The sequence below is a fragment of the Streptomyces sp. WMMB 322 genome (assembly GCF_900090145.1).
Lineage (GTDB): Bacteria > Actinomycetota > Actinomycetes > Streptomycetales > Streptomycetaceae > Streptomyces.
Genome location: NZ_FMHI01000001.1, coordinates 213,386 through 237,106, shown reverse-complemented (window position 1 = coordinate 237,106; position 23,721 = coordinate 213,386). Strand labels below are relative to the sequence as shown.

Annotated in this window: 21 protein-coding genes and 1 riboswitch; of the genes, 10 read left to right on the top strand and 11 right to left on the bottom strand. The window is 71.6% G+C overall.

Annotation, left to right across the window (positions count from 1 at the left end; translation table 11 throughout):
* Nucleotides 1–108 precede the first annotated feature (108 nt).
* A complete protein-coding gene (locus H180DRAFT_RS01080) occupies nucleotides 109–1,344 on the top strand; it encodes an MFS transporter (RefSeq protein ID WP_079099746.1) in 1,236 nt (411 codons plus the stop codon).
* 47 nt (nucleotides 1,345–1,391) lie between these two features.
* Here H180DRAFT_RS01080 and H180DRAFT_RS01075 read toward each other — a convergent pair whose 3' ends face one another.
* Nucleotides 1,392–2,819: an MFS transporter gene (locus H180DRAFT_RS01075; protein ID WP_055484051.1), complete on the bottom strand. Its 1,428-nt coding sequence runs from the start codon at nucleotides 2,817–2,819 to the stop codon at nucleotides 1,392–1,394.
* Nucleotides 2,820–3,097: 278 nt separating this feature from the next.
* Between H180DRAFT_RS01075 and H180DRAFT_RS01070 the strand changes: the two genes are divergently transcribed.
* From H180DRAFT_RS01070 to secD, 4 genes are all read left to right on the top strand, one after another.
* Nucleotides 3,098–3,883 (top strand): IclR family transcriptional regulator, encoded by a 786-nt coding sequence (locus H180DRAFT_RS01070; RefSeq protein WP_055484050.1) that lies wholly within the window; start codon nucleotides 3,098–3,100, stop codon nucleotides 3,881–3,883.
* 58 nt (nucleotides 3,884–3,941) lie between these two features.
* Nucleotides 3,942–4,808, top strand: a complete 867-nt coding sequence (locus H180DRAFT_RS01065; RefSeq protein ID WP_055484049.1) for a class I SAM-dependent methyltransferase — start codon at nucleotides 3,942–3,944, stop codon at nucleotides 4,806–4,808.
* A 292-nt stretch (nucleotides 4,809–5,100) separates the two neighbouring features.
* On the top strand, nucleotides 5,101–5,421 hold the full coding sequence (locus H180DRAFT_RS29430; protein ID WP_139151333.1) for a hypothetical protein: 321 nt from the start codon (nucleotides 5,101–5,103) through the stop codon (nucleotides 5,419–5,421).
* A 111-nt stretch (nucleotides 5,422–5,532) separates the two neighbouring features.
* A complete protein-coding gene (gene secD / locus H180DRAFT_RS01055; RefSeq protein ID WP_055484047.1) occupies nucleotides 5,533–7,908 on the top strand; it encodes a protein translocase subunit SecD in 2,376 nt (791 codons plus the stop codon).
* Nucleotides 7,909–8,051: 143 nt separating this feature from the next.
* Here the strand turns inward: secD and groL are convergent, their stop codons facing one another.
* The 4 genes from groL to thrC all read right to left on the bottom strand — a co-directional run bounded on the left by groL (nucleotide 8,052) and on the right by thrC (nucleotide 12,357).
* The gene (gene groL / locus H180DRAFT_RS01050; protein WP_055484046.1) at nucleotides 8,052–9,680 is read right to left on the bottom strand and encodes a chaperonin GroEL; all 1,629 of its coding nucleotides are present in this window, start codon (nucleotides 9,678–9,680) and stop codon (nucleotides 8,052–8,054) included.
* A 416-nt stretch (nucleotides 9,681–10,096) separates the two neighbouring features.
* On the bottom strand, nucleotides 10,097–10,300 hold the full coding sequence (locus tag H180DRAFT_RS01045) for a cold-shock protein (protein ID WP_028429801.1): 204 nt from the start codon (nucleotides 10,298–10,300) through the stop codon (nucleotides 10,097–10,099).
* 471 nt (nucleotides 10,301–10,771) lie between these two features.
* On the bottom strand, nucleotides 10,772–11,050 hold the full coding sequence (locus H180DRAFT_RS01040) for a MoaD/ThiS family protein (protein ID WP_055484045.1): 279 nt from the start codon (nucleotides 11,048–11,050) through the stop codon (nucleotides 10,772–10,774).
* The gene (thrC, locus tag H180DRAFT_RS01035; RefSeq protein WP_055484044.1) at nucleotides 11,047–12,357 is read right to left on the bottom strand and encodes a threonine synthase; all 1,311 of its coding nucleotides are present in this window, start codon (nucleotides 12,355–12,357) and stop codon (nucleotides 11,047–11,049) included. The genes H180DRAFT_RS01040 and thrC overlap by 4 nt, the downstream gene beginning before the upstream one ends.
* A gap of 19 nt (nucleotides 12,358–12,376) precedes the next feature.
* Nucleotides 12,377–12,525, bottom strand: a riboswitch (SAM riboswitch).
* A gap of 144 nt (nucleotides 12,526–12,669) precedes the next feature.
* Here thrC and H180DRAFT_RS01030 point away from each other — a divergent pair.
* Entirely contained in the window at nucleotides 12,670–13,626 is a 957-nt protein-coding gene (locus H180DRAFT_RS01030; protein ID WP_055484438.1) for a glucosyl-3-phosphoglycerate synthase, read from the top strand.
* A 68-nt stretch (nucleotides 13,627–13,694) separates the two neighbouring features.
* On the top strand, nucleotides 13,695–15,248 hold the full coding sequence (locus H180DRAFT_RS01025) for an alpha,alpha-trehalose-phosphate synthase (UDP-forming) (protein WP_055484043.1): 1,554 nt from the start codon (nucleotides 13,695–13,697) through the stop codon (nucleotides 15,246–15,248).
* A 37-nt stretch (nucleotides 15,249–15,285) separates the two neighbouring features.
* Here H180DRAFT_RS01025 and H180DRAFT_RS01020 read toward each other — a convergent pair whose 3' ends face one another.
* The 5 genes from H180DRAFT_RS01020 to H180DRAFT_RS01000 all read right to left on the bottom strand — a co-directional run bounded on the left by H180DRAFT_RS01020 (nucleotide 15,286) and on the right by H180DRAFT_RS01000 (nucleotide 19,118).
* Complete coding sequence (locus H180DRAFT_RS01020; protein WP_055484437.1) at nucleotides 15,286–15,600, bottom strand: GatB/YqeY domain-containing protein; 315 nt, start codon at nucleotides 15,598–15,600, stop codon at nucleotides 15,286–15,288.
* Between the two features lie 181 nt (nucleotides 15,601–15,781).
* Nucleotides 15,782–16,639, bottom strand: coding sequence for a trehalose-phosphatase (otsB, locus tag H180DRAFT_RS01015; protein WP_055484042.1), 858 nt, complete (start codon nucleotides 16,637–16,639; stop codon nucleotides 15,782–15,784).
* 9 nt (nucleotides 16,640–16,648) lie between these two features.
* The gene (locus H180DRAFT_RS01010) at nucleotides 16,649–17,416 is read right to left on the bottom strand and encodes a Type 1 glutamine amidotransferase-like domain-containing protein (protein ID WP_055484041.1); all 768 of its coding nucleotides are present in this window, start codon (nucleotides 17,414–17,416) and stop codon (nucleotides 16,649–16,651) included.
* Between the two features lie 59 nt (nucleotides 17,417–17,475).
* Complete coding sequence (locus tag H180DRAFT_RS01005; RefSeq protein WP_079099745.1) at nucleotides 17,476–17,799, bottom strand: DUF3263 domain-containing protein; 324 nt, start codon at nucleotides 17,797–17,799, stop codon at nucleotides 17,476–17,478.
* 29 nt (nucleotides 17,800–17,828) lie between these two features.
* Nucleotides 17,829–19,118, bottom strand: coding sequence for an ABC transporter substrate-binding protein (locus tag H180DRAFT_RS01000; protein ID WP_055484040.1), 1,290 nt, complete (start codon nucleotides 19,116–19,118; stop codon nucleotides 17,829–17,831).
* A 305-nt stretch (nucleotides 19,119–19,423) separates the two neighbouring features.
* Between H180DRAFT_RS01000 and H180DRAFT_RS00995 the strand changes: the two genes are divergently transcribed.
* The 3 genes from H180DRAFT_RS00995 (at nucleotide 19,424) to H180DRAFT_RS00985 (ending at nucleotide 22,621) form a co-directional block, all read left to right on the top strand.
* Nucleotides 19,424–20,389 carry an ROK family protein gene (locus tag H180DRAFT_RS00995; RefSeq protein ID WP_302622419.1) on the top strand — a complete coding sequence of 322 codons (966 nt, stop codon included), beginning with the start codon at nucleotides 19,424–19,426 and terminating at the stop codon, nucleotides 20,387–20,389.
* A complete protein-coding gene (gene nagA, locus H180DRAFT_RS00990) occupies nucleotides 20,386–21,549 on the top strand; it encodes an N-acetylglucosamine-6-phosphate deacetylase (RefSeq protein WP_055484039.1) in 1,164 nt (387 codons plus the stop codon). Before H180DRAFT_RS00995 ends, nagA begins: the two co-directional genes overlap by 4 nt.
* Before the next feature lie 130 nt (nucleotides 21,550–21,679).
* Nucleotides 21,680–22,621: a 1-phosphofructokinase family hexose kinase gene (locus H180DRAFT_RS00985; RefSeq protein WP_055484038.1), complete on the top strand. Its 942-nt coding sequence runs from the start codon at nucleotides 21,680–21,682 to the stop codon at nucleotides 22,619–22,621.
* 65 nt (nucleotides 22,622–22,686) lie between these two features.
* Here H180DRAFT_RS00985 and H180DRAFT_RS00980 read toward each other — a convergent pair whose 3' ends face one another.
* Complete coding sequence (locus tag H180DRAFT_RS00980; RefSeq protein WP_055484037.1) at nucleotides 22,687–23,664, bottom strand: carbohydrate-binding protein; 978 nt, start codon at nucleotides 23,662–23,664, stop codon at nucleotides 22,687–22,689.
* Between the last annotated feature and the right edge of the window lie 57 nt (nucleotides 23,665–23,721).

The window sequence follows — 23,721 nt, the reverse complement described above, 5'->3', positions numbered from 1 at the left end:
TCTTGTGGCGTTCAGTTCGAGCCCGGGTAGCCGCACCCGCCGTCCGCAAACTCGGGATTCGGCCGGTGCCGGAGCGGATCATGGATCCATGAGTGGTGGCAGGGGCACATGAGCGGCATGGATGCGCAGACCGACGAACACGGAGCACGCGAACGTCCCACAGCGCCACGCGCCGTGGCGTTCTGGCTGGTGGCGGCGGCCTTCACGGTGACGATGCTGGGGACGACGCTGCCCACCCCGCTGTACGTCCTCTATCAGCGGGAGTTCCACTTCTCCACGCTGATGGTCACCGTCGTCTTCGCGACGTACGCGGCCGGCGTGCTGGCGGCACTTCTGCTCGTCGGCCACGTCTCGGACGAGATCGGGCGCCGCCGGACGCTTCTGCCGGGGCTCGCTGCCGCGATGCTCAGCGCCGTCGTCTTCCTCGCCGCGGAGGACCTGACGCTTCTGTTCGTGGGGCGGCTGCTGTCCGGCCTGTCGGCGGGCGTCTTCACCGGCACGGCCACCGCCGCCCTCGTCGACCTGGCCGACAGCAGGAACACCGGGCGGGGCAGCCTGGTCGCCACCGTCGTGCAGATGGGCGGTCTGGGCAGCGGACCGCTGCTGGCCGGTGTGCTCGCCGAGTTCGCGCCGGCGCCGCTGCGGCTGCCGTACGCCGTGCATCTGGTGCTGCTCCTGCTGGTGGCCGCAGGAGTGTGGTTCATGCCGGAGCCGGTCGACGGCGTGGTGCGGCGCCCCCGGATGAGGGTGACGAGGCCGGGGGTTCCGCAGGAGATGCGCGGCACCTTCGTACGGGCGGGCATCGCCGGGTTCGCGGGGTTCGCGGTGCTGGGACTCTTCACGGCGGTCTCCCCGTCGTTCATGGGGAAGCTGCTGGGAATGGACGACCTCGCGCTGGAAGGGGGAGTGATCTTCACGGTTTTCGCTGCGTCCGCGGTCGGCCAGATCGTGCTGGTGCCCAGGTTCGGCCGGGCGTCCCAGCAGCTGGGATGTGCGGGGCTCGTCCTCGGCATGGGACTGCTCACGGCCGGATTCGCCGTCCGGTCGTTCGCGCTTCTCGTGGCCGGAGGCGTCGTCGCGGGGCTCGGTCAGGGAATGAGCTTCCGTGCGGGGCTGGCGGCCGTCAACGCCGAGGCGCCGGTCGCCCGACGCGCCAATGTGGCCTCGACGTACTTCGTCGTCCTCTATGTCGCCCTGTCCCTGCCCGTCATCGGCGTGGGCCTGGCGGCCGATCTGGTCGGGCTGCAGGCTGCGGGCATCGCGTTCAGTGTGCTCGTCGCGGTGCTCGCGGGGTCCGTACTGGCGGCGCTGCTGCGCGCGGGACGGCGCGCCCGCGCCTCCTGACGTCCCCTCAGCGGCCGTTGAGCGCACCGGCCTCCGCTTCAGACGGGTCAGGACGGCGGCGCGCCCGGCTCCGCTCCGCCCGGGCTCGCGGGAGCATGCTCGGCCAGTGAGACGTCCGTCAGCCGGGACTCCTTGGAGTACAGGAACGCCACGAGGGAGATCGCCGCCGTCGCCGCCATGTAGAGCGCGACGAGCCACGGGTCACCGTCCGCGTATCCCAGCAGCGCGGCCGCGATGAACGGCGAGAACCCGGCGAGCGCGGCACCCGTCTCGCGTGACGCCGCGAAGCCGGTGTAGCGCACCCGCGCCCCGAACAGCTCGGCGTAGAAGACCGGTTGGACGGCGATCATCGGCGCCAGTCCCAGCGAGGTGGCCACGATCATCGCAAGCCAGATCACGACGGGCACGCCGGTGTCGAGCAGCATGAAGAACGGGTACGCGAACAGACCGGTGAAGACGACGCTGAACAGGTTGAGCGGCCGGCGTCCGATCCGGTCCGACAGCGCTCCGTACACCGGCTGCAGCGCGATCACCACCAGCCCGAAGGAGATCACCCCGGTCAGGGCGACCCACTTGGGCTGCTCGACCTGCACCGTCAGGTAGGAGACGGAGAAGGTGGCGTAGATGTAGACGACCGAGGTGTCGCAGATGTGCGCGCCGACGCCCACCAGGAAGCTGCGCGGGTAGCGGCGCAACGCCTCCCGCACCGGCAGTTTCACGACGCCGCGGTCCTCCTTCATCCGCTGGAACACGGGCGATTCGGCCACGCGCAGCCGCAAGTAGAGCGAGACGCCGATCAGTACGAAGCTGAACAGGAACGGCAGACGCCATCCCCAGCTCTGCCGGCTCGCCTCCGGAAGCATCCCGACGAACAGGAAGACGACCATCCCCAGGACGAGCCCTGCCTGCACGCCCATCTGCGCGAACGAGGCGTAGAACCCCCGCTTCCCGGCCGGTGCGTGCTCGGCGAGCAGCGTCGAGGCACCGCCGAACTCGGCACCCGCACCGAGCCCTTGGCACACCCGCATCAGCGTGAGCAGAACGGGGGCCGCCACACCGATCGAGGCGTACGGGGGCAGTAGTCCGATGAACCCGGTGGACAGGCCCATGACCAGCGTCGTCAGTACGAGAGTGGAGCGCCTTCCGATGCGGTCGCCGAGCGCCCCGAAGAGGAAGCCCCCCACGGGGCGGAAGACGAAGCCGACTCCGAAGGTCGCCAGACCGATCAGCGTTCCTGCCGCCGGGTCGTCCTGGACGAAGAACAGGTCGTTGAAGACCAGCACGACGGCCGTGCCGTAGATGAAGAAGTCGTACCACTCGAGCGCGGTGCCGATGACCGACGCACTGACGACGCGCCGCAGCTCACGGTCGGTCCGCATGCTTCTGGACGCCGGGTCGGGTGTGGAGCCGGCCACGGGGCCGGACGCGGGAGTGGTGGGGTTCGTGGTCGTGGGGGGTGGTGGTTCCTCGGACATGGCCGTCTCGATTCATCCGTCCCTGCCGCCTTGGCCGCCACGGACCGGCACACCGGCAGACCACCACGGCATCGTTCTGCGTGGCGGAATCGCGTTCCGGAAACCGGCCCGGGGTTCCGTGATGCTGCCACAGCCCTCCATGACTGTGAACCCGCGCGGACTCTTTCGAAGCCGAACTCGCCGCGCTCACCGGTGCGTCCGGTGGGCCCGCACTTAGCAGGACCGGGCCCGCTCCGCGAGGCGCAACCCCGCCCCGCCCGGCTGCATAGACTGGGCCGATGGCCAGCGACGGGCGCCGCACAGCGGCGGACAAGACACTCGACGTGCTGGAGGCCCTGGCCGACCACCGGAGCGTCGCGGAAATCTCCGAGGCCACGTCGCTGCCCAAGCCGACCGTCCACCGCATCCTCCAAACGCTCGTCGAACGCGGCTTCGCCCGCTCCCTCGGCCGCGGCAGCTACGCGAGCGGGCCCCGCGTCCTGGCCCTCGTCGGCAGCCACCAGCGTGAGGGCGACCTGCCGGACCAGGCCCGGCCCGTGCTGGAGGCGCTGCGCGAAGAGACGGACTGGACCGTCCACTTCGCGCTGCTCAGCGGCGACGAGGCGGTCTACGCGGCCAAGTTGGAGGCCGACAAGCCCTACCGGCTGGCCTCGCGCGTCGGCATGAGCCTCGCACTGCACTCCACCTCCGTGGGCAAGTCCGTGCTCGCCACGCTGCCCGACGAGACGGTGCTCACCCTGCTCAAGCGCACCGGGATGCCCGCGCGCACGGAACGCACGCACACCGAACCGGCGAAGCTTCTCGGCGAACTGTCCGCCGTGCGGGAACGCGGATACGCGGAGGACCGTGAGGAGAACGAGACGGGCGTCGTAGCCGTGGGCGCTCCCGTCTTCGACCACTCGGGAGCGGCCGTGGGCGGCATGAGCGCCGTCACACTGAGCAGCTTCACCGACGAGACGTCACTCGCCCGGTGCGGACGGGCCGTCGCCGGTGCCGCGAAGCGCTTCTCGCTGACGCTCGGCGCACCGCCGCACCGCAGCGGGCTCGCCCCCCGAGGCGCCTGACCGGCCTGGACGCACCGGACGCCCGGAGATGCGAACAGGAAGGAGAAGGGCGGTTGCCATGGCCACTGACCATGAGTGGGACGACATGCTGTTCTCCGGGACGGCCGTCCACTACGAGCGGGGAAGGCTGCCCTACGCGCCCGGGCTGGCCGACGCTCTCGCCGGTGCGTTGAACCTCGACGGACGAGGCCGGCTCATCGACGTCGGGTGCGGGCCGGGCACCCTCGCTCTCCCCCTGGCGCACCTGTTCGGCGAAACCGTCGGCGTCGACCCGGACAGCGGGATGATCGCCGAAGCCGCGCGGAAGGCAGCCGGCCGCGGACTGTCCGCGAAGGTCCGGTGGGTACGGGCCCGTGCCGAGGAACTGCCCGCGGGGCTGGGCACGTTCACCGTCGCGACGTTCGGCCAGTCCTTCCACTGGATGGACCGTGATGCCGTGGCGGCCACCGTCAAGGAGATGCTCCGGCCGGGCGGGGCGCTGGTGCACATCTCCGACCTGAAGACGGAGACCCGGAGCGTCGAGGCCCCAGCGCACCCGGTGGTTCCCCGGTCCGCCGTCGAGGAACTGGTCAGGGACTACCTGGGGCCGGTCCGGCGAGCCGGCCGGGGCCTGCTGCCACATGGAACACCCGGCGGCGAGGCGGCCGTGTTCACCCGGTCGGGATTCTCCGGCCCCCGTCGCCTCGTCGTTCCCGGCGGGCAGGCGCTGGAACGCACCTTGGACGACGTCGTCGCGGAGGTGTTCTCCATGTCGTTCTCCGCCCCGCATCTCTTCGGCGCGCGCCGCGACGACTTCGAGGCGCACCTGCGCCGCGTGCTGCGGGAGGCGTCGCCCGCGGAACGGTTCTCCGAACGGCAGCCGAGCACCGAGGTGTTCATCTGGTGGAGAGACCCGGACGGCCGTCCGCCCCGTCCCACGTCGTGAACCGCCCCTCGGAAGCCGGCCCGCGAAAGCCGGCCCGGTCGGGCGCCGGGTACCGGCGGGAACCACCGGGCCTGCCCAAGCCGACGTTGAACCCGGGACGCTTCTCGGGCAGGCTGTGAGGCGTCCGCGCCTCCCGGCCACGGACGTCGAGCGAGGCGAGGAGGGCGAGGTGTCACACAGCGCGGACCGCGTGCACCGTCCGGCCTCCGTGCACCGCCGCCCGCCGTCCTCACCGGCGTGCGCGCGGCCCCGCCCGCGTCGGCGGGCGGGTCTGCCGGCGAGCCTGCCCGGCATGCTGCTCGCGTTGCTGCTCGCCCTGTCCGGCGGCTCCGCGGCGTTGCAGCACCAGCCGGGCCCCCATGACTTCCGGTCCGCCGGCCAGGCCGCCGGTACGCACCACCAGGACCCGCCGCAGCATCTCCGGACGGCGGTCGCGCATCCGGCGCACGCCGCAACTCAGGCTCCGCTTCCGCTGCTTCCCGCCGTCGGTCAGAACGGTTCGCAGGAGCAGCGCGGCCACGTACTGCCGGAGCGCCCGCAGCTCTCCACCGCAGACCTCACGCACCGCTCGCCGCGCCAAGGACGCGCACCGCCGGCCCGCACAGGCATCTGAGCTCCGACCGAAACGGCATCCGGCCGCCGCGCTCCGGCGCACGCCGGTGCCGTCACCTTCACCACCGCCGCCCCACGGGGTGCCGGTGTGCCTGTGCAGGAGGCAAACCCCATGACTCGCGCCAACAAGGTGCGGGCGGTGATCGCGCTTGCCGTGATGGCCCTCGCCGCGATCATCTCCGTGACCCAGCAACCCCGCCTCGGCATCGACCTGCGCGGCGGAACCCAGATCGTTCTGGAGACCCGCGACTCCGAATCGGCGAAAGCGACGCCGTCCGCCACGGACGACACCATGGAAGTGCTGCGCCGGCGCGTGGACGCGCTCGGCGTCGCCGAACCCAACCTCGTGCGCTCCGGCGACAACCGCATCATCGTCGAACTCCCCGGTCTTCAGGACCCCCGAGAGGCCACCGAGGTCCTCGGCCGCACCGCCCAGCTGACCTTCCACCCCGTCGAGGGAGCCCCGCAGCCCGGGGCTCGCGACGGCGGGAAGGACGGGAAGGACGGAAAGGGCGAGAAGGACGAGTCCGGCCGTCCCGTGGAGCTCGGGGACACCGCCATGACGGGCATCGAGGTGCAGTCGGCCAAGGCCTCCCTCGACCAGCAGCGCGGCTCCGGCTGGTTCGTCGAACTCGGCTTCCGCGACAAGGGCGCAAGGGAGTGGAAGGACCTGACGGGCAAGGCGGCCTGCTCCCCGGCCGGGGATCCGCAGCGTCGCGTGGCGATCGTCCTGGACGAGAGGGTCATCTCGTCACCGCAGGTCGACCCGTCCGTCGCCTGCAAGTCGGGCATCGGAGGCGGGAACACCCAGATCACCGGGGACTTCACCGAGAAGGAGGCCAAAGAGCTGGCCACCCTCATCGAGGGCGGCGCCCTGCCCGTCCCGGTCGAGGTGATCGAACGCCACACCGTCGGGCCGACGCTGGGCGCCGATGCGATCGAGGCAAGCGGGTGGGCGGCCGCGATCGGTGTCGCACTCACGTCGGCTTTCGTGGTCTTCGTATACCGGCTGTTCGGCGCGCTCACGGCCGTGGGCCTGCTGTGCTACGGGCTGATCGCGTACTCCGCGCTGCTCGCGTTCGGAGCCACGCTGACGCTGCCGGGCCTCGCCGGTTTCGTACTGGCGATCGGCATGGCCGTCGACGCGAACGTCCTCGTCTTCGAACGGGGGAGGGAGGAGTACGCACGCGGGGGCCGGGCCAGAAGCCTGCGCACCGCTTCGGCGAAGGGCTTCCGCGGTGCGTTCAGCGCGATCATCGACTCCAACGTCACCACACTCCTCGCGGCCCTGCTGCTCTTCACCCTCGCCTCGGGGCCGGTGCGCGGCTTCGGCGTGACGCTCTCGATCGGCGTGCTGGCCTCGATGGTCAGCGCGCTGGTCGTCACGAGGGCTCTGGTGGACTTCGCCGTGCAACGCCGTACCGTGCGCGCCCATCCGCGGATCACCGGACTTGCGGGCCTGGGCCGCGTACGGGCCCGGCTGACGAAGCGGAATCCGGACTGGATGCGGTACGGAAGGCGCTGGCTGGCGGTCTCGTTCGCGGCCGTGGTCCTTGCGGTGGCCGGAATCGTGCTGCGCGGGCTGGACTTCGGCGTCGAGTTCACCGGGGGACGGCTCGTGGAGTACTCCACCAGCCAGGCCGTCGATCCCGAAGCCGCACGCACGGCGCTCTCCGAGGCAGGGCTGCCGGACGCGGTCGTCCAGAGCTCCGGTGGCGGCGAAGGTGACGGCAAGCAGATCACGGTGCGCTCCGAGCAGCTCACCGACGACCAGGAGCAGAAGGTGCGCTCCACGCTGGCCGGCCTCGGCGGTGACGCCGACCCGGTACGCGACGAGCTGTTCGGGCCGAGCCTCGGCGACGAACTGCGGCAGAACGCCCTGATCGCGCTGGCCGTCGCGCTCGGCGCGCAGCTGCTCTATCTGGCGTTCCGGTTCCGGTGGACGTTCGGCACCTCGACGGTGCTGTCACTCGTGCACGACACGGTCATCCTCGTCGGTGCCTTCGCCTGGCTGGGCAGGCCCGTCGACGGGGTGTTCCTCGCCGCGCTGCTGACCGTCATCGGCTACTCGGTCAACGACTCCGTCGTCATCTTCGACAGGGTCCGATCGGAATGGCAGCGGCAGGGATCCGGCGCGAGGCAGGAACGAGGGCAGGCGCCCGGAGGCAGCGGACGGAGGAAATCGTTCCGGAGCGTGGTCAACAACGCGGTCGTCCAGACGGTGCCGCGCACCCTCAACACCGGCATGGGCGCGCTGTTCATCATCGCCGCGCTCGCGGTGCTCGGCGGGGACTCGCTCGGCGACTTCGCCCTGGCACTGCTGATCGGCATCGTGGTGGGCTCGTACTCGTCGCTGTTCGTCGGTGCGCCGCTCGCCGTCGAATTCGAGTCCCGCGCCCGCACTCCGCTCCGGCCCGGGAGCAATGGGCCCGGGCCCAGGCCATCGCGCACGCGCCGCGCACCGCACGACAACGGAGCGCGCGTCTGAGGACACGCTCCCCCGGGCGCCGAAAGGACGCCGAACGCACGCCGAGGGCGGCACCCCTTCCGGGATGCCGCCCTCGGTCCGTTCCGTGCCGGGAGGGAGCCGAAGCCGTCCTCCCCGCGAAGCGGACTCCGATCGCTGCGCGATCAGAAGTCCATGCCACCGCCCATGCCACCGGTCGGGTCGCCGGCACCTGCGGCGGCCTTCTCCGGCTTGTCGGCGATGACGGCTTCCGTCGTCAGGAAGAGCGCCGCGATGGAGGCGGCGTTCTGCAGTGCGGAACGCGTCACCTTCGCGGGGTCGTTGATGCCCTCGGCGAGCATGTCGACGTACTCCCCGGTCGCGGCGTTCAGGCCGTGACCCGGCTTCAGGTTGCGCACCTTCTCCGTCACGACGCCGCCCTCGAGACCGGCGTTGACCGCGATCTGCTTGAGCGGGGCCTCCAGCGCGAGCTTGACGGCCTGCGCGCCGGTCGCCTCGTCGCCGTCCAGCTCCAGCTTCTCGAAGACGCTGGAAGCCTGGAGCAGAGCCACGCCACCACCGGCGACGATGCCCTCCTCGACGGCGGCCTTGGCGTTGCGCACCGCGTCCTCGATGCGGTGCTTGCGCTCCTTCAGCTCCACCTCGGTGGCGGCACCCGCCTTGATGACGGCGACGCCGCCGGCGAGCTTGGCCAGACGCTCCTGGAGCTTCTCGCGGTCGTAGTCCGAGTCCGAGTTCTCGATCTCGGCGCGGATCTGCGCGACGCGGCCGGCGACCTGGTCGCTCTCGCCCGCGCCGTCGACGATGGTGGTCTCGTCCTTGGTGATGACGACCTTGCGGGCGCGGCCCAGCAGCTCCAGACCGGCGTTCTCCAGCTTGAGGCCGACCTCTTCGGAGATGACGGTGCCGCCGGTGAGGATGGCGATGTCACCGAGCATCGCCTTGCGGCGGTCACCGAAGCCCGGAGCCTTCACGGCGACGGACTTGAAGGTGCCGCGGATCTTGTTGACGACGAGCGTGGAGAGGGCCTCGCCCTCGACGTCCTCGGCGATGATCAGCAGCGGCTTGCCCGACTGCATGACCTTCTCCAGCAGCGGAAGGAGGTCCTTCACGTTGCTGACCTTGGAGTTGACGATGAGGATGTACGGGTCCTCGAGCTCCGCCTCCATGCGCTCCATGTCGGTGGCGAAGTAGGCGGAGATGTAGCCCTTGTCGAAGCGCATGCCCTCGGTGAGCTCCAGCTCGAGCCCGAAGGTCTGCGACTCCTCGACGGTGATGACGCCTTCCTTGCCGACCTTGTCCATCGCCTCGGCGATGAGCTCGCCGATCTGCGGGTCGCCGGCGGAGATGGAGGCCGTGGAAGCGATCTGCTCCTTGGTCTCCACGTCCTTGGCCTGCTCCAGCAGGGCGGCGGAGACGGCCTCGGTGGCACGCTCGATGCCGCGCTTGAGCGCCATCGGGTTGGCGCCGGCGGCCACGTTGCGCAGGCCTTCCTTGACGAGCGCCTGGGCGAGGACGGTCGCGGTCGTCGTGCCGTCACCGGCGACGTCGTCCGTCTTCTTCGCGACCTCCTTGACCAGCTCGGCGCCGATCTTCTCGTAGGAGTCCTCGAGCTCGATCTCCTTGGCGATGGAGACACCGTCGTTGGTGATCGTGGGGGCGCCCCACTTCTTCTCCAGCACGACGTTCCGGCCCTTGGGGCCGAGCGTGACCTTGACGGCGTCGGCGAGCTGGTTCATCCCGCGCTCGAGGCCGCGCCGTGCCTCCTCGTCGAACGCGATGATCTTGGCCATGTGAAGTGGTCCCTCCCGGACTGGGGATCCCCCTGCACAACCAGGGGACGGATATACCGGACCGCGCTGGCGCCCGCGACGGACGGCCCTCGGCCGCGTGGTTCCTTGCTCCACCCGGCGAGCGGGCCTCACCGACCCGGTCCTTGACTGTCACTCTCACTCGGAGAGTGCTAACGCAATGATTAGCACTCGACCCCTGCGAGTGCAAGCGCCCCCAGGACATCACACCGAGCCGGGGACGGCGCAACCGATCGGTCCGGGAGTGCTCCCGCACGTCCGGGCGCCCCGCGCGGGCGGGGATCCGCGACGGAAGCGGAGGGGCGGGCAGCGCAGAAGGGCCGCACCCCCTCACGGGGTACGGCCCTTCTTACGGCTGTGGTTGCGGCTGTTGCAGCTCTGCGCAGTGTTGCGGGTGCTCAGGCAGTCACACGGACCATGTCCGCCTGCGGCCCCTTCTGACCCTGCGAGATCTCGAACTCGACCCGCTGTCCTTCGTCCAGGGTGCGGTAGCCGTCCATCTGGATCGCGCTGTAGTGGACGAACACGTCCGCACCACCGTCGACCGCGATGAAGCCGTATCCCTTCTCCGCGTTGAACCACTTGACGGTGCCCTGAGCCATCCCTAACTCCCCTATTACTGGCCCTTGCACGGGCCCGCACTTCGCGAGCCCGGGTCAGACCTCACCTCCTGAACGACCCCGCAGGCGTGCGGAGTCGTACGCCGGAAGGCGTCGACCGCGGCTGAATGTATCTGCACGGACGCCCTCTGCAACAGGTCACGAGGGCGAGAAATCTGAGCACCGACGGAGGGCCCAAAAGCCCGCAATCCCCGAGGAAGCGGGGCAAGCAAGGCCGGGCATAGCGTGCCAACACGACAATTGCCGCCGGGAATTCGGGCACAACTTGTCGCGTTCTCATATGCTCCCGGCATACGCCGGGTGAGTCTTCGGGGTGGGATTGGCCGCAACCCTATCGCGTCCCCACACGCGGAACCGCCCCCTCCGTTTCGCTGCTCGTTCCCGGAGAAGGCGGTTCGACACTAGGGGACGGCAAGCCCCGGAAAGGGGCCTTCACCGACCTCTCACGAGACCTCAGCAGCCCCCGGCGACCGCGGGAATGATCGAGACGCCGGCACCGTCCGGCGTCGGTGTCTGCAGACCCTGCTCGAAGCGGACGTCGTCGTCGTTCACGTAGACGTTGACGAAACGGCGCAGGTTGCCCGCGTCGTCCAGCACCCGGGCGCCGATGCCGGTGTGGTTCTTCTCCAGATCGGTCAGCACCTCGGAGAGGGTCGCACCCTCGGCGCTGACCTCTGCCTGCCCGCCGGTGTAGGTACGCAGGATGGTCGGAATACGGACGTTCACGCTCATGATGCGAGACCAGCCTCTCGGAAGGAGTCCAGGTTGGGGCGGATGACGGCGGACGGTCCGGTGGTCGGGGCCACCGCGTCCAGGGTCTTCAGGCCGTCGCCCGTGTTGAGGACGACGGTGGTGAGGGACGGGTCCAGCTTCCCCTCCTCGATCAGTTTCCTCGTGACGCCGACGGTCACTCCGCCCGCGGTCTCGGCGAAGATCCCCTCGGTCCGCGCCAGCAGCTTGATCGCGTCGACGATCTGCGGGTCGTCGACGTCCTCCACCGCGCCGCCCGTACGGCGTGCGATGTCCAGCACGTACGGCCCGTCCGCGGGGTTGCCGATGGCCAGCGACTTGGCGATCGTCGCCGGGCGGACCGGGCGCACGACGTCGTGCCCGTCCTTGAAGGCGCGGGAGACCGGCGAGCAGCCCTCCGCCTGCGCTCCGAAGATCTTGTACGGCTTGTCCTCGACCAGGCCGAGGGCGATCAGCTCCTTCAGCCCCTTGTCGATCTTCGTGAGCTGGGAGCCGGAGGCGATGGGCACCACGAGCTGGTCCGGCAGCCGCCAGCCCAGCTGTTCGCAGATCTCGTACGCGAGGGTCTTGGAACCCTCGGCGTAGTACGGACGCAGATTGACGTTGACGAAGCCCCACCCCTCGCCCGCGGGGTCGCCGATCAGCTCGGAGCAGAAACGGTTCACGTCGTCGTAGTTGCCCTCGATGCCGACCAGTTCGCCGCCGTAGACGGCCGCCATGACGACCTTTCCCTGCTCCAGGTCGTGCGGGATGAACACGCAGGAGCGCATCCCCGCCCGGGCGGCGGCGGCACCGACGGCGCCCGCGAGGTTGCCCGTCGAGGAGCAGGAGAGGGTGGTGAAGCCGAAGGCGCGGGCCGCCTCCACGGCGATGGCCACGACGCGGTCCTTGAAGGAGTGCGTCGGGTTGCCGGAGTCGTCCTTGATGTGCAGGGAGCCCGTGACGCCGAGCTCACGCGCCAGCCGGTCGGCCCGGACGAGCTTGGTGAAGCCGGGATTGGTGTTGGGCTTCGTGGCGACATCGGCGGGGACCGGCAGCAGCGGCGCGTAACGCCAGATGTTGTCCGGGCCGGCCTCGATGCGCTCACGGAGCGCCGCGGATCCTGAAGTGCCGCCGCCGGGGAACTCGTACGCGATCTCCAGCGGCCCGAAACACGCCTCACAGGCGAAGACCGGGCCGAGTGGGATGCGCTCCCCGCACTCGCGGCAGGAGAGCGCTGCGGCGGGGCCGAGCGCGGCGCCTGCTCCGGCGGAGTCGGCGAGCGTGCTGGCGGCAGCTTGAACAGCCATGATTCGGCGAGGCCCTTTCTCCTCATCTTCCTCGTGACGTATCTCGCCACGAGACGGAATTGGCACCTTCCCGAGCCGGGAGCCTCGCTTCACGACGTACTGCGCGAGACCGGCCGGAGGGTTGCCGGGGCTTCAACGGGCCGTTCCCTCTGCCCCTCTGGATGAGCGGTGTGAAGTTGTGAGCGGGATGGTCGAGCGCGCCGGGCCGGACCCGGCATGCCATCGCCGTCCGCGTTGTTCAAGACTGTAACCGACAGGCCTGCGCATCGAGACAGGCGTCCGAACCGCGAGATGGATCACAAGGGGGGCCGCGTGCTGGAGGAAGTCGGGCAGTGGCTGAGGCACCGGTCGTACTCGTCGGCCGGCCGGCCTCTGCCCGAGCTGCTGGCGGCGAAGCGCGCCACCGGGTCCCGGGTGAGCGTCGTGCTGCCCGCGCTGAACGAAGAGCGGACCGTCGGCGGCATCGTCTCGGTGATCCGGCGCGAGCTGATGGCCGGCGCCCCTGCCCTCGTGGACGAGCTGGTGGTGATGGACTCCGGGTCCACGGACCGTACGGCCGAGGTCGCCGCCGCGGCGGGCGCCAGGGTCGTGCACCGCGACGAGGTGCTCCCGAGACTGCCCGCGCTGCCCGGCAAGGGCGAGGTGCTGTGGCGTTCGCTGCTGGTGACGAGCGGCGACATCGTCTGCTTCGCGGACGCCGACCTGGAGGACTTCTCCGCCCGCTTCGTCTCCGGCGTCGTCGGGCCGCTGCTCACCGATCCGCGGCTGCGGCTGGTCAAGGCGATGTACGACAGGCCGCTCGGGGACGACCCGGCCGGCGGCGGGCGGGTCACGGAACTCGTCGCACGGCCCCTGCTCAACCTCCACTGGCCACGGCTCGCCGGGTTCGTGCAGCCGCTCGGCGGGGAGTACGCGGCGCGGCGCACGCTGCTGGAGCAGCTGCCCTTCCCCGTCGGCTACGGCGTCGAACTGGGGCTGCTCGTCGACTCGTTGCACACGGCGGGCCTCGACGCCCTCGCGCAGGCCGACGTCGGCGTGCGGCGGCACCGGAACCAGGACGGGCAGGCGCTCGGCCGGATGGCCGCCGCGATCCACCACACGGCACAGCTCCGTCTGGGGCGGGGCAGCCACCTCGTCAGGCCGACGCTCACCCAGTTCGAACGGGGCGCGGGCCCCGGCGGGTTCGCGGCCCGCAGCCACGCGGTCGACACCGTGGAGCGCCCACCGATGCGTGAGATGGCGGAGTACGCGGACCGGCGGGCCGCCTGAGGATGGGGCGGGGTGGGGTGGGGCGCGCGTCACGTTTGCGTGGATCCGGCCGCGGCTAAGCTCGGGCCATGGCCGTCGAACGCGCATCCCAGCAGGCCCTGGCGGACGTACTGGTCGCATCGAACCGGGGCCCCGTCTCGTACTCCGTCTCTGGGGGCCCCTCCCAGGCCGGAGGCCCTGGGGGAGGGTCGCTCTCCGCGAAGCGCGGCGGCGGCGGCCTCGTCTCGGGGCTCTCGGCCATCGCGAACGAGGCCTCCCCGCCGCAGGCAGGGGACGGTGCCGGCGGTGGCAGGGCCGTGTGGGTGTGCGCCGCCCTCGGCGAGGGCGACCGGGAGGCGGTGCGCCGCACCGGCGGCAAGCTGAACCCGGCCGACACGGGCGGCCAGTCGGTACGGATGCTGGACATCCCCGAGGAGACCTTCGCCGACGCCTACAACGGCATCGCCAACTCCGTGCTCTGGTTCGTCCACCACATGCTCTACGAGACGCCCCTGGAGCCCTCCTTCGACGCGGAGTTCGAGCGGCAGTGGGCGTCGTACGAGCGCTACAACGCGGCCTTCGCCGAGGCGCTGGCCGAGGAGGCGGCGCAGGGTGCGACGGTGCTGGTCCAGGACTACCACCTCACGCTGGTGCCCGGGCTGCTCCGCGAGCGCCGCCCCGATCTGCGCATCGGGCACTTCTCGCACACGCCGTGGGCGCCGCCGGACTACTACCGGATGCTGCCCGACACCGTCGCGCGTGAGGTCCTGCGCGGAATCCTGGGCACCGACCGCGCCGCGTTCCTCACGCGGCGCTGGGCGCGCGGGTTCGCCGACTGCTGCGCGGACGTGCTGGGGGCGACCGTCGCCGAGGACGAGTCGACGGGCGAGCTGGAGGTCAGCTGTGACGGCCGCACCACCCGCCTCGGAGTGCACGGGCTGGGCGCCGACGCGCAGTTCCTGCGGGAGCGCGCCGGGCAGGACGACGTCGAGGAGCGGATCGCCATGCTCCGCGAGGAGATCGGCAGCGACGCCGACGGGCGTCCGCGCCGCACGATCGTGCGGGTCGACCGGACGGAGCTGTCGAAGAACATCGTGCGCGGACTGCACGCGTACGGCCGTCTGCTCACGGACCGCCCCGAGTGGCGCGGGCGCGTCGTGCACCTCGCGCTGGCCTACCCCTCACGGCAGGACCTCGCGGTCTACCGCGAGTACATGAGCGAGGTCTCGCGCGTCGCGGACGAGATCAACTCCACTTACGGGACGCCGGACTGGACGCCGGTCGTGCTCTTCCTCAAGGACGACTTCGCGCGCTCGCTGGCGGCTTACCGCCTGGCCGACGTGGCGCTGGTCAACCCGATCCGCGACGGGATGAACCTGGTCGCCAAGGAGGTCCCGGTCGTCTCCGACGACGGCTGCGCTCTCGTCCTCTCGCGCGAGGCGGGTGCGTACGCGGAGCTCGGCGCGGACTCCTTCGTGGTCAACCCGTACGACATCGGGGACACGGCCCGGGCGCTGCACGAGGCGCTGACGCTGGAGCACGGCCACCGGGCGGAGCGCACCAAGAAGCTGGCGGCGGCAGCGACGGCGACGCCCCCGACCCGCTGGTTCCTCGACCAGTTGGAGGCGCTGCGGGACGCGTAGCTCCGGACGTCGCCCGTGTCCTGCGGTCCTGCGGGTCCTATGGGGCGGCGTCGAGGACGCGGAGCAGCACAGCGGCCTCCGCTCGGAGCCGGGCGACCCGGTCCGCGTGGGCGGGTGCCGTCAACTGCGCTGCGGCCTCCAGCCGTTCGGTCGCCTCGGCACGCACGATGTCCGCCACCTCGTGCTCGCTCAGCTCACGCCGTGCCGCCTCGGTGACGCCCGCGCCGACCGGGGCCTCTTCGAGGGCCACGCCACGCGTCGCGGCTGCGTCCACGGGCACCGCTTCCGCGTTGTCGACGGCGGCGAGCGTGGCGCGCAGGGCGCTCACCGCGGCCTTGTCGCGGGCGCGCATCGCCTCGGGCAGGGCTTGACGCATTCGAACACGCAGGGACATTCCGGGACCGTACGGCTCTGCTCACCGCCCGGCAACCGGATATCCGGGCGACGGGATACGCGGGAGCCCGGCGGGTGGTCTCGCGGGCGGACACCACCGGACGCCGCTCGCCGATCCACGAGGGTCCGCCGGACGGCCCCTAACCGCTGCGCTCCGTGAGGGAGTCGGCCAGTCCGCCCAGCAGCCCGACGAGACCGGCCGGTCCGTCGACGACGACGTCGGCACGGTCGGCGATCTCGGGAACGGACTCGCCGGTGTCGCCGCCGCCGCTGCACACCAGCAGACCGGGCACGCCTTCGCCGCGCAGCTTCTCCACGGCCGCGAAGGCGGCCAGGTCGCCGAGGTCGTCGCCCGCGTAGAGCACGGACCCGGCGCCCACCTCCCGCAGGTGCTCGGTCAGCGCCGCGCCCTTGTCGACGCCGGGGGCGCGCAACTCCAGGACCATGCGGCCCGGTTCGACGACGAGACCGTGCCGGTCGGCGAGTTCGTGGAGGGGGGCGCGCAGCAGCTCGAAGGCGGCCACGGGATCGTCCGTGCGCCGCGTATGCACCGCGACGGCACGGCCCTTGTCCTCCGTCCAGGTGCCCGGCGGGGCGCCCAAGCCGTCCAGGAGCGCGGGCAGTTCGTCCCGTACGGCCTCGACACCGGGAGGCGGCGGCGCGGTGCTCAGCCTGCCCGTGGCGGCGTCCCAGCGCTCCGCCCCGTACGCACCGAGCACGGTGAGGTGTTCCAGACCTTCGGCGCCGCCGAGGCCGCCCTGGCGGACCGCGGCCTCGGCCGGGCGTCCCGTCACGACGGCGACCGCGCACAGATGGGGAGCGAGTCGGGAGAGCACCGCAACGGCGTCGGGGTGCGCGCGGGCTTCGGCGGGGTCGGCGACGATCGGGGAGATGGTGCCGTCGAAGTCGAAGGCCACGAGGGCACGCCGGGGCTCCGAGAGGATCGCGGCGAGCCCTTCACGGCCTGCGTCGGTACGGGGGGTGGGAACGTCGGCCATGCCGCGAGCCTACCCGCCGACGGGCGGCAGCCTGCGCGGCTCGATGCGCTCCTCGACGGCCGAGCCTCCCCCAGAGCCTTCGGCCTGGGAGGTACCCCCAGGCACGACGGTGTAGGCGGCCTTGCCGGGGATCTCGGTTACGGCCTCCGTCAGGCGCGTGCCGTGGTAGACGAGGCCGACTCCGTCATCGGTGCAGTGGGACGTGGGGAGGGCGCCTTCGGCGACAAGCCGGTGGATGAGGGGGCGGCGGCCCGGGTCGCTGTCGTAGTGGACGCCGTTTCCGTAGGGCAGGAAGCCCAACCCGTCGGTGAGCGGGCGCAGTTCGGGGCCGAAGGAGTCGGTGACGCCGCCCTGGAACCAGCAGATCGACCCGGCGCTGACTCCGCTGAGCACCACGCCGGCCTGCCAGGCGCTGCGCAGGACGCGGTCGAGGCCGTGCACGCGCCAGACGGCCAGCAGGTTCGCCACCGAGCCGCCCATGACCCATACGACGTCCTGCCCGAGGACCGTGCCCTCGACGTCCTCGACGTTGGGCATGGGGAAGAGGTTCAGCGGCATCAGGTCGAAGCCCGCGATACGGGCCGCCTCGGCCATGCGGAACGCGAAGTGCTCGGCGTCGCCGATGGCCGTCCCGATGTAGAGCACCTTCGGGCGGCGGCCGTGTACGCCCGACAGCTCGACGGCGTGGTGCACCAGTGCGTCGAAGAGGACCCGCTGGCGACTGCCGACGAGGTGTCCGCCGGACGTTGCCAGGATGGTGGGTTCCGGAGCGGTCATGGCGCGAGCCTAGGACGTCAGCGGTGCGCGCGACTGCTGTCCGTGAGAGTCAATTCCGGTCAACGGCGTGCCCGTTGGGCCTCGCGGCGGCGGCGCAGCCGGTTGACGGTGACCGGGTCGTGGGCGAGGGCACGCGGGTCGTCCAGGAGCGCGTTGAGGAGCTGGTAGTAGCGCGTGGGCGACATCTCCAGCTGCTCGCGTATAGCCCGTTCCTTCATGCCGGGCCCGGACCAGCCGCGGCGTTCGACGGCGAGCACGGACAGATCCCGTTCGGACAGGCCGGACCGGCTCTCCCCGCCGTCCCTCTGCGCGGGAAGCTGCGGGCCGCCGGCACCGGCCCGCTCCCTGTCCCCGACCTCGCCGTCCCCGGCCTCGTGGCTCATGCGTCCAACCTAACCGCGGGGTCCGACACTCAGCGTGCCCGTGCCGCCGAGTCCTGCTCCTCCGCGCGGCGCTGGAGAGCTCCGAGCACGTCGACCGGATCGGTGTCCGCTGCGACCGCCTTGCCGATGCTCCGCTTGATCTCTCCGCTCACCTTCGCCCACGAGACCTTGCCGACGGGGTAGAACTCGGCGGTCGTGAGCTCGTCCTGGAAGCGCCGCATGAGCTTGTGCTCGCGGCGCTCGCGCATCCTCTCGTTCGCGGAGGTGGTCACCGGCAGCAGGTCGTAACGGTCGGCGAACGCGTAGTGGTTCTTCTCCTCGAAGAGGAAGTCGAGGAAGCGGCCCGCCTCTTGACGCCTGCCGTTCTTCTTGAAGGCCATCACCCAGTCCGCCACGCCGAGGGTGGAGGCCGACGGGCCGTCGGATCCCGGCGGCACCGCGGTCGCGAACTTCACGCCGCCGTACCGCAGCCGCTTCAGCAGCGTCGGGTGGCCGTTGAGCATGCCGACCTCGCCGCGTACGAAGGCGTCGAAGAGCTCCTTGCGGCCGGTGCCGCCCGGGTCGGCGTTCGTCAGCTTCGGCCGTACGAGGCTGTCCCGCAGCCAGTTGAAGGTCTTGATGTTCGCCGCGGCGTCGATCGTGTAGTTGCCGACCTTGTCGGTGTACGCTCCGCCGCCGCCGAGCATCCACATCAGGGCCTCGGCGGGCGCCTCTTCCGGCCCGAGCGGCAGCCCGTACGGGACCTTCACGCCCGCGGCCTTCAACCTCTCGGCGGCGCGAACCACTTGCTCCCAGGTCTTGGGCGGTGCGTCCGGGTCGAGCCCGGCCCGCTCGAAGAGGGTCCGGTTGACGAACAGCAGCCGGGTGCTGGCGATGAACGGCATCCCGTACTGCACCCGCCCCGCCTCGCCCGCCTCGGCGAGCGACGGCAGGAAGTCGGCCTGCACCGGTATGGACAGCAGCTCGCCGGCTCTGTAGAGCATGTCCTTCTCGGCGAAGCGGGCGAACGAGCCGGTCTGCGCGATGTCCGGCGGGCGGCCCGCGTCCACCATCGCGGCGACTTTGCCGTCGACGTCCTTCCAGCGGTGGACCTCGACGTCGACCGCGATGCCGGGGTGCTTCTTGCGGAAGGTGCGGACGAGACTGTCCCAGTACCCCTGTGAGCTGTCGCCACGGCCCGGTTCGCCGTAGTCCGCCGCGACCACCTTCAAGGCCGCGCTCTGCGTTCCCGTCCCGGTGCCGCACCCGGCGGCCGTGAAGGCCCCGCCCGCCGCCGCACCGGTCGCGGCCGCCAGACCGAGGAACCTGCGACGCTCCACAGCATCTACCCCTCAACCCACGGGCACGGCACATGCCGTGCTCCCCTCCCACCCCCCGCGTCCGGCCGGGCCGGACGTGTACGGACGGGAGTCTCCAACGGCCGCCGCCGGAGGTCTACGCCATCGGCGATATCACTTTCGCAACAGCCTCTCCCGTTTCATCCCGTACGTGGAGCGAAAAGTGATGTCGTGGCAGTTCTCCGTACCAGAACGGGACACTCCGCCACGGCCCGGCCGAGGGAAACCCGAACGAAATGACAAGAGTGGACTAGACCTGTTGCCGGGTGTCACGGGAGACTTGCCCCGTGAGCACGAGCCCCCACAACCCGGAGTACGTCGTCGCCCTCGACGTGGGCGGAACCGGCATGAAGGCCGCCCTCGTCGGCCCCGGAGACGGCGGCAGCGAGCTGCTGTACGAGACGCGCCGGAACACCGGCCGCGAGGACGGCCCGGACGCCGTCGTCGCGAACATCCTGGACCTCGCCGCGTCGCTGCGGGCCCACGGCGCCGAGCAGTTCGGCACGGAGCCGCTGGCCGCAGGCGTCGCGGTACCGGGCGTCCTCGACGAAGCCACCGGCACCGCCGTCTACGCCGCCAACCTCGGCTGGCACGACGTGCCGCTGCGCGCGCTGCTGACGGAACGGCTCGGCGGCGTCCCCGTCGCGCTCGGCCACGACGTGCGCACGGGAGGCCTCGCCGAGGGACGCATCGGCGCCGGCGAAGGCGTCGACAGATTCTTCTTCGTCGCGCTCGGCACGGGCATCGCGGGGGCCATCGGCATGGACGGACGGGTCGAGCCGGGCGCGCACGGGAGTGCGGGCGAGATCGGGCACATCGTGGTGCGGCCGGACGGGCCGGAGTGCGGATGCGGACAGCGCGGCTGCCTCGAGGCTCTCGCCTCGGCGTCCGCCGTGGGACGTGCCTGGGCCACGGCCTGCGGCGACGCCTCGGCCACCGCCGCGGACGCGGCACGGGCGGTCGAGTCCGGGGACGGGCGGGCCGTCGCCGTCTGGCGGGACGCCGTGGACGCCCTCGCCGCGGGCCTCGTCACCGCCCTGACGCTCCTCGACCCACGCACGGTGATCGTCGGCGGCGGCCTGGCCGAGGCCGGCGACATCCTCTTCGTACCGTTGCGGGAAGCGGTACGCGCACGCGTCACCTTCCAGCAGCTGCCCACCATCGTCCCGGCGGCGCTGGGTGACGCCGCGGGCTGCCTGGGTGCGGGACTCCTCGCCCGGGACCTACTCTCCGCGGAGGTTGCGAGCCGATGAGCCCCACGAGCCCGAAGAGCGAGCGCACCGTCCTGACCGGTGCCCGGGTGGTGCTGCCGGACGGCGTGGCGGAGCACGCCACCCTCACCGTCGAGGGACCGCTGATCGCCGCGAACGCGGACGGGCAGGCGCCCACGCTCGACCTGACAGGCCACTGGATCGTGCCCGGTTTCGTCGACATGCACGTGCACGGCGGCGGCGGTGCGTCGTTCTCCGCGGGAACGGCCGAGGAGGCGCTGAAGGTCATCGGCACCCACCGGCGGCACGGCACGACCACCATGGTCGCCTCGACCGTCACGGGCGAACTCGGCGACCTGGCCCAGCAGGCGGGCGCGCTCAGCGAGTTGGTCGAGCAGGGCGAGCTGGCCGGCATCCACTTCGAGGGCCCGTTCATCTCCCCGGGACGCTGCGGCGCCCACGACCCCGCGCTGCTGCGCGACCCCGACCCGGCGGAGGTGCGCAAGCTCGTCGACGCAGCACGCGGCACGGCGAGGATGGTGACCCTCGCTCCCGAACTCCCGGGCGGCATGCACTCGGTGAGGATGCTCGCGGACAGCGGCGTCGTCGCCGCCGTCGGCCACACCGACTCGACGTACGAGGCGACCGTGGAGGCCGTCGAGGCGGGCGCGACCGTCGCCACCCACCTCTTCAACGCCATGCCCGCACTCGGCCACCGGGCCCCCGGGCCCGTCGCGGCACTGCTGGAGGACGAGCGCGTCACCGTCGAGCTGATCAACGACGGCACCCATCTCCACCCCGCCGCCCTGGAGTTGGCGTTCCACCGCGCCGGCGCAGGCCGCGTCGCCTTCATCACCGATGCGATGGGGGCCGCCGGGATGGGCGACGGGCGCTACCCCCTCGGACCGCTCGAGGTGGAGGTGCGCGACGGGGTTGCACGCCTGACGGAGGGCGGCTCGATCGCGGGCTCGACCCTCACCCTCGACGCGGCGTTCCGCAGGGCCGTCACGGTCGACGGGATCGCCGTGGAGGAAGCGGTGCGCGCCCTGTCGGCCAATCCGGCGCGGCTGCTGGGAGTCGGGGACCGCACGGGCTCCCTGGAAGAGGGCAAGTACGCCGACCTGGTGGTACTCGACGAGGCGTTCGAAGTGGCGGGCGTGATGCGCCGGGGCGAGTGGGCGCTGCGGCCTGACGTGCGATGACCTCCGGTACGTCCGGCGAGCCGTCACACGCCGCCGTCCCGGCCCTCGGGGGTCGCGGCGCCGGAGGCCAAATGGCATGATCGCTCGGGCGGTTGCCGTCCCCGCCCCGTCCCCCCTGGAGTTGTCTTCCGTGATCCTGACGGTCACGCTCAACACCGCCCTCGACCTCACCTACCGGGTGCCGCGTCTCCACGCGCACGACTCGCACCAGGTGCGGGAGGTGGTGCAGCGCCCCGGCGGAAAGGGGCTCAACGTGGCACGCGTGCTCGCAGCGCTCGGCCACGCATCGGTCGTCACCGGCTTCGCCGGCGGACTCACCGGCTCGGAACTGCGCGAACTGCTGGCCGGGGAACGGAACATCGAGGACAGGCTCGTAGCGACGAGCGGCAGCACGCGCCGTACCGTCGGCGTCGTCGACGAATCGGGCGGCGGCTCCACGCAGTTCAACGAGCCGGGCCCGCACATCTCCCCGGAGGAGTGGTCCGCGTTCCGGGAGACCTACGCACGGCTGCTGCACGAGGACGGCGTCGAGGCGGTCGCGCTGTGCGGGAGCCTGCCGCCGGGAGTGCCGGTGGGCGCCTACGCGCAGCTGACGCGGGACGCGCACGCGGCCGGCGTCCCCGTCGTCCTCGACACCAGCGGCGAACCGCTTCGCCGCGGCCTCGCCGCACGCCCCGACCTCGTCAAGCCCAACGCCGTGGAACTCGCCGGGATCACCGGCACGACCGAGCCGCTGCGCGCGGCGCGGGCGGCGCAACGGCGCGGGGCGCACTCGGTGGCGGCGTCCCTCGGCCCCGACGGCATGCTGCTGGTGACCCCGGACGGCACATGGCAGGCGGGGCCGCCCCGGTCCTTCGCGGGGAACCCCACCGGAGCGGGCGACTCCGCGGTGGCGGGGCTGCTGTCCGGGATGGTCGAGGAGCTGCCGTGGCCCGAGCGGCTGGCACGCGCGGTCGCACTGTCGGCGGCGACGGTACGGGCCCCCACAGCGGGGGAGTTCGACGAGCAGGTCCACGCGGACCTGCTGTCAGAGGTGACGGTCGAGGAGAGCAGCGAACCCGTGGACGGATGAGGGCCGGCTGACGCAGGAGGCCCGCAGGCGGACGGGCCCGCAGGCGCCGGCGCCTGAGTGTGAGCTCAGCGCTTCACCTTGCCGGCCTTCAGCCAGGCCTGGTCGAGGTTGAAGTCGCACTTGTTGCCCTGCTCGCAGGAGAGCTTGAAGGTGTTGCTGCCCTGCTTCAGGGAGACCCAGGCCCAGGTCCGGGTCCAGCCCTTCTCCCAGTCGCCCTCCTGGGCCTTGCCGAAGTTCGACATGTTCAGGGGCTGCGAGGCGGGCTGCCCGTTGATCGTCAGCGTCGAGTTCGCGTCCTTGCCCGGTACGCCGTACCGCACGAAGAGGGTGTACGCGCCGGCCTCCGGGACGTCCGCGGACCAAGTCGCCGAAGCACCGGTGACGTTCATCGACCCGACGTACGAACCGTCCTTGCTCGCCGCTCCCGGAATGTCGCTGGCCGCGGCAGCGCCACCGGCCAGCTGGAACCCGGAGGCGTCCTGCTTCTCACCGATCAGCTCGCCCTTGCTGGGCTTGTCGGCACCGGTGTCCTGATCCTGGTCCTGGCCCTTGCCCCCGTCGCCGGCGCCGGCACCGGCGGTGGCGCCGGCGTCCTGGCCCTCCTCGCCGCCCGAGTTGAAGTAGATGGCCGCGCCGATGCCGATGACGACCGCGGCGACGACGGAAAGCGCCCCTATGAGAAGGCCGTTGCGGCTGCGCCCGCCCGGGGCACCGTGTCCGTTGCCCCCGCCGTGGCCGCCGGGGGACTGCTGGGCGGCCGCGCGGCCGCCGGGCATCGTCTCCGGGGCGGCGTAGTGCGCGTTGGGCTGCTGCCCGTACGCGGCGGTCTGCTGGGTGCCCGCACCACCGCCGTGCTGGCCGCCGTACTGCCCGCCATATCCGCCGTACTGGCGCTCGCCGACCGCGCGGACCTGGTTGTACGAGCGCCTGGGAGCTCCGCTCTGAGGCGCCGGAGAGCCCTCACCGCCTTCCTGGCGGTAAAGGTAGGCGAACGGGTCGTCGCCTTCCGGCGTCGCACCGGTGCCGTCGTTCTCGGCGGTCATCCCCTGTCACTCCCAACTGCGTCACGTATCCGGCCGAGCCTACCTCTCCGGAGTGAT